The sequence below is a fragment of the Paracoccus sp. DMF-8 genome (assembly GCF_029309835.1).
Lineage (GTDB): Bacteria > Pseudomonadota > Alphaproteobacteria > Rhodobacterales > Rhodobacteraceae > Paracoccus.
Genome location: NZ_JARJHL010000005.1, coordinates 394,306 through 406,027 on the forward strand (window position 1 = coordinate 394,306; position 11,722 = coordinate 406,027).

The 11,722-nt window shown below is 63.3% G+C and carries 10 protein-coding genes, 1 tRNA gene and 1 pseudogene; 3 read left to right on the forward strand and 9 right to left on the reverse strand.

Translation table 11 applies throughout. From position 1 onward, the window contains the following. Positions 1–8: 8 nt before the first annotated feature. From PE067_RS05455 to PE067_RS05470, 4 genes are read right to left on the reverse strand one after another with little or no spacing between them, the layout of a single operon-like run. Entirely contained in the window at positions 9–287 is a 279-nt protein-coding gene (locus PE067_RS05455; RefSeq protein ID WP_276188178.1) for an HPr family phosphocarrier protein, read from the reverse strand. Further along, on the reverse strand, positions 284–712 hold the full coding sequence (locus PE067_RS05460; RefSeq protein ID WP_276188179.1) for a PTS fructose transporter subunit IIA: 429 nt from the start codon (positions 710–712) through the stop codon (positions 284–286). The genes PE067_RS05455 and PE067_RS05460 overlap by 4 nt, the downstream gene beginning before the upstream one ends. 28 nt (positions 713–740) lie before the next feature. After that, on the reverse strand, positions 741–1,676 hold the full coding sequence (gene rapZ / locus PE067_RS05465) for an RNase adapter RapZ (RefSeq protein ID WP_276188180.1): 936 nt from the start codon (positions 1,674–1,676) through the stop codon (positions 741–743). A gap of 5 nt (positions 1,677–1,681) precedes the next feature. Continuing rightward, positions 1,682–2,092 carry a serine kinase gene (locus PE067_RS05470; protein ID WP_276188181.1) on the reverse strand — a complete coding sequence of 137 codons (411 nt, stop codon included), beginning with the start codon at positions 2,090–2,092 and terminating at the stop codon, positions 1,682–1,684. A gap of 234 nt (positions 2,093–2,326) precedes the next feature. Here PE067_RS05470 and PE067_RS05475 point away from each other — a divergent pair, with 234 nt between their 5' ends. Next, positions 2,327–3,925, forward strand: coding sequence for a phosphoenolpyruvate carboxykinase (locus PE067_RS05475; protein WP_276188182.1), 1,599 nt, complete (start codon positions 2,327–2,329; stop codon positions 3,923–3,925). A gap of 136 nt (positions 3,926–4,061) precedes the next feature. Here the strand turns inward: PE067_RS05475 and rnr are convergent, their stop codons facing one another. Continuing rightward, positions 4,062–6,326, reverse strand: a complete 2,265-nt coding sequence (rnr, locus tag PE067_RS05480) for a ribonuclease R (RefSeq protein ID WP_276188183.1) — start codon at positions 6,324–6,326, stop codon at positions 4,062–4,064. A gap of 267 nt (positions 6,327–6,593) precedes the next feature. On the opposite strand from rnr, the gene PE067_RS05485 reads away from it, so the two are divergent. After that, positions 6,594–6,673, forward strand: a tRNA-Thr gene (locus tag PE067_RS05485). A 1,134-nt stretch (positions 6,674–7,807) separates the two neighbouring features. Here the strand turns inward: PE067_RS05485 and PE067_RS05490 are convergent. Continuing rightward, positions 7,808–8,563: pseudogene (locus tag PE067_RS05490) on the reverse strand (IS5 family transposase). Between the two features lie 244 nt (positions 8,564–8,807). On the opposite strand from PE067_RS05490, the gene PE067_RS05495 reads away from it, so the two are divergent. Continuing rightward, positions 8,808–9,089: a hypothetical protein gene (locus tag PE067_RS05495; RefSeq protein ID WP_276188184.1), complete on the forward strand. Its 282-nt coding sequence runs from the start codon at positions 8,808–8,810 to the stop codon at positions 9,087–9,089. 210 nt (positions 9,090–9,299) lie between these two features. Here PE067_RS05495 and PE067_RS05500 read toward each other — a convergent pair whose 3' ends face one another. The 3 genes from PE067_RS05500 to PE067_RS05510 form a co-directional block, all read right to left on the reverse strand. After that, complete coding sequence (locus PE067_RS05500) at positions 9,300–10,121, reverse strand: IS110 family transposase (RefSeq protein ID WP_276188185.1); 822 nt, start codon at positions 10,119–10,121, stop codon at positions 9,300–9,302. A 1-nt stretch (position 10,122) separates the two neighbouring features. Then, entirely contained in the window at positions 10,123–10,371 is a 249-nt protein-coding gene (locus PE067_RS05505; protein ID WP_276188186.1) for a hypothetical protein, read from the reverse strand. 71 nt (positions 10,372–10,442) lie between these two features. Then, positions 10,443–11,474: an IS110 family transposase gene (locus PE067_RS05510; protein WP_276188187.1), complete on the reverse strand. Its 1,032-nt coding sequence runs from the start codon at positions 11,472–11,474 to the stop codon at positions 10,443–10,445. Positions 11,475–11,722 lie beyond the last annotated feature (248 nt).

Consider the following 11,722-nt stretch of genomic DNA (forward strand, 5'->3'; position numbering starts at 1 on the left):
CGCAGGCCTTACATGCCTTCGCCGAAATAATCCCCGACAAGCGCGGCCAGCGCATCGCCCAGTTGCGCCGCCTCGGCCCCGCGAATGGTGATGCGAATGGTCGAGCCGCGCGGCGCGGTCAGCATCAGCAGGCCCATGATCAGATCACCGGACACTTCCAGACCGTCTTTTTCGACCAGCACGGTGGCGTCGAAACGTTCGACGGTTTCCACGAATTTCGCGCTGGCCCGTGCATGCAGGCCCTTTTCGTTGATGATCTGAAGGTCCTGGGTAACGGTTACCGTCATGATGCCGCCCGACTTGCGACGGCAGCGACGACGGGCGCCGGTGCAACGTCGTAGCTGTTGATGTATTTGCGCCCCGCCTCTTTCGCGGCGGTCACCGCTTCGGGCACCGACATGTGCCGCGATTTCGCCAGCTTGACCAGCATCGGCAGGTTCGCACCGTAAAGAATGGTCCGGTTCTTGGCCGAACAGGCCAGCAGCGACAGGTTCGATGGCGATCCGCCGAACAGATCCGTCACCACCACGACACCCGCACCGGTATCGACCAGATCGGCAGCCTGCCGGATTTCTTCCTGCTTTTGGCTGCGATCGTGGTTTTCTTCGATCATGACGGCTTTTATCCCCTGCTGCGGGCCAACGACATGTTCGACCGCCAGAAGATATTCACGCGCCAGGCCTCCGTGCCCCACGATGACTACACCTATCAATTCCTACCACCACGCATCGACGGCCGCCCTAACGCCTTGCGGCGCCTGAACCGGACGATGCTTCGTCCGCAGGTGCCGGCGCCGGGTTTCGGCGTTCAAGTTCCCTATGACGTTTAGACACCTGCCAGCCAGCTTCCGCAAGTGAATCAGCCATCTTCTCGGCCATTGTGACGGAACGGTGTTGCCCTCCGGTACACCCGAAGCCGATGGCAAGATGTGTCTTTCCCTCTTCAAGATGGGCAGGCAGGGTAAAAAGCACAAGATCGCGGACCTGTTCGAAGAAGGCGGCAGATCGCGGATCGGACGCAACGTAATCCTGCACCGCAGCATCGCGGCCATCCAGCGCGCGCAATTCGGGCTGCCAATGCGGATTGGTCAGAAAGCGGCAGTCGAACATCATGTCCACCCCGCGCGGCACGCCACGCTTGTAGGAAAAGGACTGGACCGACACCGCCAGCCGCCGGTCGGGGCTGCTGGCGAACCACGTCCCCAGTTCGGCCCGCAGGTCATGGGGCGACAATTCGGTCGTGTCGATCAGCACATCGGCGCGGGCGCGGATCGGCGCCAGCAGGTCGCGTTCGGCCATGATCCCCATCAACGGATCGCCTTCGGGGGCCAGCGGATGGCGGCGGCGGGTTTCATTGTAGCGCCGGACCAGCAGATCGGGCGAACAGTCCAGATACAACACCTCGGGCGCGTAATCGGGCATCCGGGTCAGCCGGTCGATCAGTTCGATCAGGTTCGACGCCGAAAAGTCGCGGTTGCGCACATCCAGCCCAAGCGCCAGCGGCACCGGCCGCGCCGCCCCGTCCAGCAGACGCGGGATCAGCGTCAGCGGCAGGTTGTCGATCGCCTCATAGCCCAGATCCTCCAGCACATCGATCGCGGTCGAACGCCCCGCGCCCGAAGGGCCGGTGACCAGCACGAGGCGCTGCGCCCGTTCTTCCCGTTCAGCTTGCTCCATGCGCGCTACCAGATCCGGCCCTTCAGCAGATATTGTTTCAATACGGGGGCAAGATGCGGAGTATAGGGCCCGAGAACAAGGGGAAAGCTGACCCCCAGCAGGTCATGCGTCCTTTCGGGCGGCAGGCGCTGATCCTCGACCCGGCCCAGATCGACGATCAGCGCCAAAGCGGTGGGTCCCGCGGCATCCGCGGCCAGAATGCCCGCGCCGCGCGCCTCGATCCGGCCGCGCAGGGTGTCGGGGACATCCGCGATCACCTGCGCGCCCTCGCGCCGCAGGCAGGTGCGGTCATCGGCGACCAGCCCGGCGCCAATCGCCATCAGCGACAGCGCAAGGCTCGATTTCCCCGCCCCCGACGGGCCAAGGATCAAAAGCCCCCGCCCCCCCAGGCTGATGCAGGACGCATGCATGTTCATCGTCGCAGATCACCCTTTCCTGCCGCTGCGCAACCGGGCCACGCGCGACCTGACCCTGCCTGCAATCCTTGCGAATATCCGCAACGGATAAAACCCCGGCCAAATGATTGCGCTAAACAATCCTGTTTGCGCTACCGGCCCGGAAACACGACTTTCTTCGTATAAATGACATGTTATAGCAGCCCTACGGATCGGCCTTGCGTGGCCGATTTATTTCATCAGGAGCTTACGAACATGGCCACACCGCGCGTCAACCCGAACTGCCGTCTTGAGGACCAGGGGATCACGGGTCTGGGTCATGTTTATTACAACCTGCTGGAACCCGCGCTGATCAATGCCGCCATCGAACGCGGCGAAGGCAAGCTGGGCCTTGGCGGCGCCTTTCTGGTCAGCACCGGCGCCCATACCGGTCGGTCCCCAAAGGATAAATTCGTCGTCCGCACCGCTTCGGTCGAAGACACGATCTGGTGGGAAAACAACAAGCCGATGGATGCCGACGCGGCTGACCGCCTGCATGCCGACATGCTGGACCACATGAAGGGCCGCGACTATTTCGTGCAGGACCTGTTCGGCGGCGCCGATCCCGCGCTGCGTCTGGATGTCCGCGTGGTCAGCGAACTGGCATGGCACAACCTGTTCATCCGCCACCTGCTGCGCCGCCCCGAGGCGGCCGAACTGGCCGGTTTCGTGCCCGAATTCACCATCATCAACTGCCCCAGCTTCAAGGCCGATCCGGCCCGGCACGGCTGCCGCAGCGAAACCGTCATCGCGATCAACCTTGACAAGAAACTGATCCTGATCGGCAACACCCAGTATTCGGGCGAAAACAAGAAGGGCGTGTTCACCCTGCTGAACTACCTGCTGCCCGCCAAGGGCGTGATGCCGATGCATTGCTCGGCCAACCACGCGCATGGCGACAAGAACGATGTCGCGATCTTCTTTGGCCTGTCGGGCACCGGCAAGACCACGCTGTCGGCCGATCCCTCGCGCACGCTGATCGGCGATGACGAACATGGCTGGTCGGATCGCGGCGTCTTCAATTTCGAAGGCGGCTGCTATGCCAAGACCATCAACCTCTCGGCCGAGGCAGAGCCGGAAATCTACGCGACCTGTTCCAAATTCGGCACCGTCATCGAAAACATGGTCTATGACGAAGACACGCTGGAGCTGGATTTCGAGGATAACTCGATCACCGACAACATGCGCTGCGCCTATCCGCTGGATTATATTTCCAACGCATCCGAGGACAGCCTGGGCGGCACGCCGAAAAACGTCATCATGCTGACCTGCGACGCCTATGGTGTCCTGCCGCCGATCTCGCGGCTGACGCCGGCGCAGGCGATGTATCATTTCCTGTCCGGCTTCACCTCGAAAACGCCGGGCACCGAGGTCGGCGTGACCGAGCCGATCCCGACCTTCTCGACCTGTTTCGGCGCCCCCTTCATGCCGCGCCGCCCCGAGGTTTACGGCAAGCTGCTGCAGGAACGCATCGCGAAATCCGGGGCGGATTGCTGGCTGGTCAACACCGGCTGGACCGGCGGCGCCTATGGCACCGGCAAGCGCATGCCGATCAAGGCGACCCGCGCCCTGCTGGCCGCCGCGCTGGACGGTTCGCTGAACAATGTCGAATTCCGCAAGGATCCGAATTTCGGTTTCGAGGTTCCGGTCGCGGTTCCCGGTGTCGATGCCAAGCTGCTGGACCCGCGCCAGACCTGGGCCGATCCCGCCGCCTATGACGCGCAGGCCCGGAAACTGGTCGGCATGTTCAGCGACAACTTTGCCCAATATGTCGACAAGATCGACGACGATGTGAAGGCTGCGGCCATCGGCTGAACCCGCTGTTCACCGGGCGGCGTGGCTGCCCGGCAGCATTGTCGCATGGGTATTTGGATGATGAAGAAAGGCGGCCGGTTTATCTGGCCGCCGTGCTGTTTACGATGATCGTGCTGTTTTCGATGATGCCGCGAGCTTAGCTGGTATTGCGGATGCGTTTGCGGCGCTTGGCGCGCTTGACCTCGGCCAGCCGGGCCTGCGTGGACATGCGGCGCGGGCCCTTCTTGCGGCCTCCCTTGGGGCCTTGCAGGATGCTGCGGCCTTCCAGTTCGACCAGTTCCAGCATCAGCCCGCCGGTCAGCGGCACGGCCTCGGACAGGCGCACGGTGACGCGCTGGCCGATGCCGATTTCCAGCCCGGTTTCCGATCCCAGCAGGGTCTGGCTGTCGGGATCGTAGTGGAAATATTCATTGCCGATTTCGCGGATCGGCAGCAGCCCGTCGGCGCCCGTCTCATCCAGTTTGACAAAGGCGCCGAAACGCTGGATGCCGCTGATCCGGCCCGCGAATTCCGATCCCACGCGATCTGACAGATAGGCGGCCAGATAGCGGTCGGTCGTGTCGCGTTCCGCCGCCATCGAGCGACGTTCGGTTTCGCTGATATGTTTCGCGGTTTCCGACAGGTTTTCGATGTCCTGAGGCGACAGCCCGTCCTTGCCCCAGCCATGCGCCGCGATCAGTCCGCGATGGACGATCAGGTCGGAATAGCGCCGGATCGGGCTGGTGAAATGCGCATAGCTTTTCAGCGCCAGACCGAAATGCCCATAGTTTTCCGGGTCGTAATAGGCCTGCGTCATCGACCGCAAGGCGGTGATATTGATCAGCTCGTCGAAATCCGTGCCCTGCGCCTGATCCAGCAGCCGGTTGAGATGCCGGGTCTGCAGCACCTGCCCCTTGGCCAGCGTGAACCCCGACGCCTCGGCCACCTCGCGCAGCGCGTCGATTTTCGCCAGCGAAGGTTCTTCGTGAACGCGGAACAGCAGGGGGCGGCGCTTGCCGGTCAATTCCTCGGCTGCGGCGACATTGGCCGGGACCATGAATTCCTCGATCAGCCTATGCGCGTCAAAGCGGTCGCGGAAGTTCACCGATTTGACCCGGCCATCCGCAGCCAGCTCGATGCGGCGCTCCGGCAGGTCCAGTTCCAGCGGCTGGCGGCGCTCGCGCGCCTTTTTCAGCAGGTCGTAGGCGTGCCACAGCGGACGGATGACGCTGTCGATCAGCGGTGCCGACTGGTCATCGGGGTTGCCGTCGGCCGCCGCCTGCGCCTGTTCATAGGACAGGCTGGCGCGTGAAATCATCATGCCGCGATGGAACCGGTGCGAGATCTTGTTGCCCTCGCCGTCCAGCCGCATCCGCACCGCGATCACCGGGCGGTCGACGCCTTCGTGCAGCGAACACAGGTCGCCCGACAGGATATCGGGCAGCATCGGCACGACGCGGTCGGGGAAATAGGTCGAGTTGCCGCGCTTCCACGCCTCGCGGTCGATGGCATTGCCGGGGCGGACGTAATGGGCGACATCGGCGATGGCGACCCAGATCACCGCGCCGCCGTCATCTTCGATTTCAGCGGCGACGGCGTCGTCATGGTCGCGGGCATCGGCGGGGTCGATGGTGACCAGCGGCAGGTCGCGCAGATCCTCGCGCCCGCCCGCGCCACGGCCATGCAGGGTGGCGGGCTGCGCGGCATCCGCCTCGGCGATAACGGCATCGGGGAAATCGTCGGGAATGCCGTGCTGGTGAATGGCGATCAGGCTGACCGCGCGCGGCGCCGAGGGGTCGCCGAGCCGTTCCGTGATCCGGGCCAGCGGCAGGCCGAGCCGCCCCCTGGGGCCGGATTGCTCGGCCTCGACCAGTTCCCCGTCCTGCGCGCCCAGCATGGTGGCGGCGGGGACGCGCCATTCCTTGTCCGCGCCCTTGTCGATGGGCAGGATGCGCCCGCCATCCGCGCCCTTGCGAAAGATGCCGACGATCTTGTGCGGCGCATGGCCGATGCGGCAGATCAGCCGGGCCTCATATTGGTGATCCTGACCCTGAACCTCGGCCAGACGGGCAAGGATGCGGTCCCCGGCGCCAAGGGCCGGTTCCTCGCGGCGGGGGATGAACAGGATACGCGGCTGCGGGCCGTCGCCCTGCCATTCCATCGGGCGGGCGAAAACGTCGCCGTCCGCATCGGGCGGCAGGATCTGGACGACCGTGACCGGCGGCAGGCGTTCGGCATCGTGGTAATGGCGCTTGCGGCGTTCCAGCAGGCCTTCGGCCTCAAGCTCCTTGAGCAGGCGCTTGAGCTCGATCCGCTCGGCCCCCTTGAGGCCAAAAGCCTTGGCGATGTCGCGCTTGGCGCTCGCCTCGGGGTGGTCGGCCACCCAATCTAGAATCTGCTGTCGGGAAGGTATCTGGGCCATGTCGCGACGCTAGCACCGAAGCGGGGCGGTTGGCAGAGGCAAAACGCGGGCTCACCCGGATCGCAAGGTTGAAACGGGTCACCGGAGGCGCAGCCCCGCTGCCTTTCAGCCCCCTCGGTGGGTGTCATGTGTCAAAAGGTTTAAGCCTGTTTTTCGTGGGAACAAATGGGCATATCCGATGACAGCTGATTGCGGGCGGTGGTGGGGGAGGCCCGGTTTTTGGACGTTGTTGCTTGCGGCCTTGATCATGACTTTATGTCTTGCTGTGAGGCCGTGTACCCCTCTGGGCAAGGGGGTTTGCCACGCTGGTGGCGAATTGATGTTGGTTCGAGCCCAGCCCGGCCTCATGCCTCTGCCGTGCCTGCCGTTCGGCCTCTGCCCGCAGCCTTTCGCGGTTTTCTGCTTTGCGGCGCAGGTAGGTGCGGACCGCCACATCCGACACCCGCAGCTTGCGGGCGATCCGGGCGATGGGCAGGCCCTGCGCGTGGCAATGGGCGGCGCGCCATGGTTTCGCCGGGGGAATGCGGCGGGGCAATGTGGCGAGGTTCACCAGGGCATCGACGGATTCGCGCCCGAACATCTGCGATCGGCTCGTTTGTGTCGCGAGGGTTCTTGCCGATGGAAAGCTCGGCACCACCGAAGGCGAGGATGAAGCAGATCGCGCCCTCACGCCCCAGCACTTGCACGAAGGGCGCAATCTGGGCGGCGCAGGTGGGCCGTTGTGCTGGCTCATGTCTCGCCCCGCTGCATCCGCTGCCACCAGCGGTGAATGGCGCTGAGGGCGGTCGCGGCGGTCGGGCGGGAAATGCGCGGCCACATGGGCCTCGATCGCGGCGAATGTCATATGCGCAAGCCGCGCCTCGACGAAGGCGCGCAATTCCGGGTCCGGGGCGATCTTTCCCGGCCGGGACGATGTGCCGTCACGTGCTGCAACAGGGTTTCATCAGGCGTTGAACCGGCGTTTCGCGTCATGTCCGTTCTCGTGTGGTGGGTCTGCGCGCCGGCCCTCCATCCGGCCGGCGCGCAGGGTTTCGGCGGCGCATCAGGCACACCGCCGAAGGCACGGGCCGATCCGGTCGGTCCCGAAGCGCGCCGGGTTTCGGGCCGAGTTGCGCACGGATCGCGATTTCCTCGGCCGCGCCGCCCGCAAACCTGTCGCTGCGCGCAAGGTCCGGCGGGGCGGCCGATGTGGACAGAGGCTTGAACAGATGCGCGAATGGCGGGATCGCCTTTTCGATGAGCAGATCGGAACTGTCGGGATCGGACATGCAGAGCGCCCTGGCCCAGCCCCGCATGGCGAGCGAGAGATAGCCCCGGCGAACATCGGCGGGAAGGTCGGAGAGAGCGACGACCTCGATAGCGCCACCATTTCCCCTTGGCGTGGGCGTTCCGCGAATATCGAACCAACGGGAAGCCGAACTTCTGTGCGTGGGAACTTCCGCAACTCCGAGCAACTTCCTAGGGTCTGGACTCATTGAGTTTCAAAGCCAGTAGATGACGAGGGCAGCAAGTGCGATTGCTGACAAGAATACCTTGGGGCAACGGTCGTACCGGGTCGCCACACGCCTCCAATCCTTGAGCCTGCCGAACATGATCTCGATCCGGTTGCGCCGTTTGTACCGGCGCTTGTCGTACTTGACGGTTTTCTTCCGCTGCTTCCGGCACTGGGATGCAGGCGCGTATCCCTTTGTCTTTCAACGCTTCTCTGAACCAGTCGGCGTCATAGCCGCGATCCCCGAGCAGCCAATCGACATCCGGCAGGCTGCTCAGCAATGCCCGCGCGCCGATGTAATCGCTGACCTGTCCGGCAGTGACGAACAGGTTGAGGGGGCGCCTCGGCTGTCGCAGATGGCGTGCAACTTGGTGTTCATGCCGCCCTTGGTGCGACCAATCAGGCGCCCACGCCCCCTTTTCACGCCCATGCTGGTCGCGGTGCGGTGGGCCTTCAGGTAAGTGGCGTCGATCATCACGGTCTTCTCTTCGCCGTGCCCGGCCGCCAGACCCGCCATCATTTGGGCAAAGATGCCCTTGTCGCTCCACCGCTTCCAACGGTTGTATAGTGTCTTGTGCGGGCCATAGGCTGCCGGGGCATCGCGCCACCGTAAGCCATTGCGATTGATGAAGATAATCCCGCTTAACACGCGTCGATCATCGACGCGAGGCTTGCCGTGGGACTTGGGGAAGAAAGGCTCAAGACGCGCCATCTGCGCGTCCGTCAACCAAAAAAGATCAGACATGGTCACCGCTCGCTTTTCGAACCGTGAATCACGCCGCCAGTCGGAAATCAATGGGTCCTGAGCCTAACACATGGAGCTTGATATCAGCACCCGGCTACGCATTTGCTGGACCAGGGCTGGACTGTGAGTGAGATGACTTACCGGACCGGCATACCCAAGCGAATTCTTGACAAGTACATGGCTCGCGAAGGGGCGAGTTTGCCCGGCTTGGAGGCGCTTATCCTCCCTGTCAAAGGGGCTGGGTGTGTCTCTCGACTGGCTGGTGTTCGGTGTAGGCGGCCCTTCAGCTGCGCCCACAGAGTTCCTCGTCAACAGGTCTGCCACCGCCGCTGGCCTCGCGATTTTTGAGGCGGTGATGGGGCGGCTCTCGAAACACGCCCCCGAAATCTATGAGGATGAAGAGCTATTGGGTCTTTCCGTCGATATATGGGCTGCCGAAATCGGCGAGCGAACAATGGAAGAAGCCGGACGTGTATGGACGCCCCTTCAGATGCAAGCAGTATTTTGGCGGGGTTTGGACGGGTGATCGGGTTCCGACGTGTATCCGGCCTCGTGATGCGGCTTTCCGTGCGCCGCAGGCCCTTATGGAGCCAGGGGATCGGGTCCAGAACGCTTACCCGCGCTCGAGGCGCTGTCCGGCCTGATGGTTTGCCCAATCGCGCCTTCTCGATCTTCGTCCATAACCTCCAGTCGACCGTTCACACCCTCCGACGGTCCCCGGCCAGTCCGCCTGTCGTCAGGCGGTGGCCGGAGCCCGATACACCCCATCGCCGCGCATCAACGCCCGTGCAACGCGGGCGATTTTGTTGGCCAGCGCCACGGCAACCAGCATCTTTGGCTTCGTCGCCAGCATCCGCGCCATCCACGATCCCGCGGGCGCGCCGTGCCGAGCCCGCCAGCGCACAACAGACGTGGCCCCGATGATGAGCAGGCGACGCAGGTCGCGCTGTCCCATCCTCGCAGTCCGCCCCAGCCGGGCCTTGCCACCAGACGAGTCCTGCCGTGGCACGAGCCCGATCCAGGCCGCGAAGTCCCTGCCTTTCGAGAAGCTCTCGACCGGTGGGGCCAGTGCCGCAAGGGCCACGGCGCAGACTGGTCCCACGCCTGGGATCGTCATCAGGCGCCGCACCATCTCATCCTGCCGCGCTTCGGTGCGAAGGCGTGCGCTCAACCCGTCGATCCGCACCTCCAGAGCCTCGATGTGCGACAGCAGTTCCATCCCGATCTCGATGACAGCTTCGGGCGGTTCGGAACCAGACTGCTCGAGCGCATACTTCAGGCGTGCCAAATGCGCCGGGCCCTGCGGGGCAATCAGGCCGTATTCCGCCAGATGCCCCCGCAGCGCCGAGATCGCCTGCGTTCGCTGCCGCACGAGCAGATCGCGCGTCTTGAACGTCAGGCCCGCAGCTTGTTTCGTCACGATCTTCACCGCCACGAACCGCATGGTTGGCCGCGATGCCGCCTCCGCGATGGCCTCGGCATCGGCAGCGTCGTTCTTCTGGCGCTTTACGAACGGCTTCACATAGGCCGGCGCAATCAGTCTGACCGCGTGGCCCAACTCACCGATCTTCCGGCCCCAGTGATGCGACGTGGCGCAGGCCTTCTGTGGTTGCCGCCCGTGATGCAAGAAGATCTTTGACCGATTGAGTGTGTGATCGAGTGCGGTCTTCTGTCAGGCCTTCATGTGCGACGCTGTGAAGGCCGCTGGCCGGGATGGTGATCTGCGGATCGGACCCAAAACTCCATAGCGAGCTTTCAAACTCTCTGAGGCCTGCGCTGGTTTTCCCGATCCCGATCTGTTCGATCATTGTACCCATTCAGGCTGTCGACTTCCTACACCTCCTTCACCGACACCATGCAGCCTTGCGGGGCATGTGGATCATGCACCTGCTGCTTGCGCCGGATTCCGATAGTCTTCGTTCTTCACCAGCATAGCCCAGATCGCGCGCGCCATCTTGTTGGCTAAGGCGACCGCGACAGGCATCCGTGGCTTTTTCTGCGACATTCGCGCTAGCCACGATCCTTCGGGGGCTGGCTTGCGCTTTAGCCAGCTGAGCCGCGACATAGCCCCAGTAATGAGAAGGCGGCGAATGTCGGCCTGCCCGGCCTTGGAGACACGTCCGAGCCGCTCTTTCCCTCCCGAGGAATGCTGCCGGGGCACAAGTCCCAGCCAGGCTGCGAAGTCCCTGCCTCGCCTGAAACGCCCCATGTCAGACGCAAAAGCCTCAATCGCCAGCGCGGTCAGAGGGCCGACGCCTGGCATTGTCTGAAGTCGCCGCGCTGTGTCTCCCTCAGCCGCCAATGCCGTGATCTTCTTGGTTTTGACGTCAATCCGTGTCGTTTTCTCGGCGATCTGCTTGAGCAGATCCAGGCATTCCTCCCGGACGAGTTTCTGAAGGTCGCTGTTCGAGGCCAAAATGATCGCCTCAATAGACCTTATCTGGCTAATGCCCTGCGGGACGGCGTGGCCGTATTCGTAGAGATGTGATCGCAACGCGTTCACCAGTTCAGTACGCTGGTGGACAAGACGTTCCCGGCCACGAAACAGCATTGCACGCGCCTGCTGTTCTTCCGTCTTCGGTTCGACAAAGCGCATTTCCGGGCGTTGTGCTGCGATCACGATTGCTTCGGCGTCGGCAGCATCATTCTTCTGGCGCGTTACGAACGGTCTGACATATTGCGGCGCGATCAACCGGACCTCATGGCCAAGCCTGACCATTTCTCGCGCCCAGTAGCTTGCGCTACCGCAGGCTTCCATCACCACGATGGCGGGTTCGTGCGTCGCCATGAAGTGCCGGAACTGGCCTCGTGTCACCTTCTTGCGGAACTTTACATGCCCAGCCGCGCTGGCACCGTGAAGCTGGAAGACGTTCTTGGCCAAATCCAGCCCGATGATGCTAACCTCTCCCATGGACGCTCTCCTCTATAGCGGTGTTTCAACAACCGCTACCTTGGCACATCGATGCCGTCGGGGGGGGGCGTCCACCCCATCGCTTACCTTGAGCGCGGTGTGACCAGCGAAGACCTGGAGCTTTGGAGGCAAAGCCGCACGGAACGGCTGGTCGAAATTACGCAGGATAAAGCCTCAAGGATCCTTTCGTCTTGAGATGTGCGATGTGCGCAAAGCCGTGCACATCTTACCCTCTAACTAATTGATTT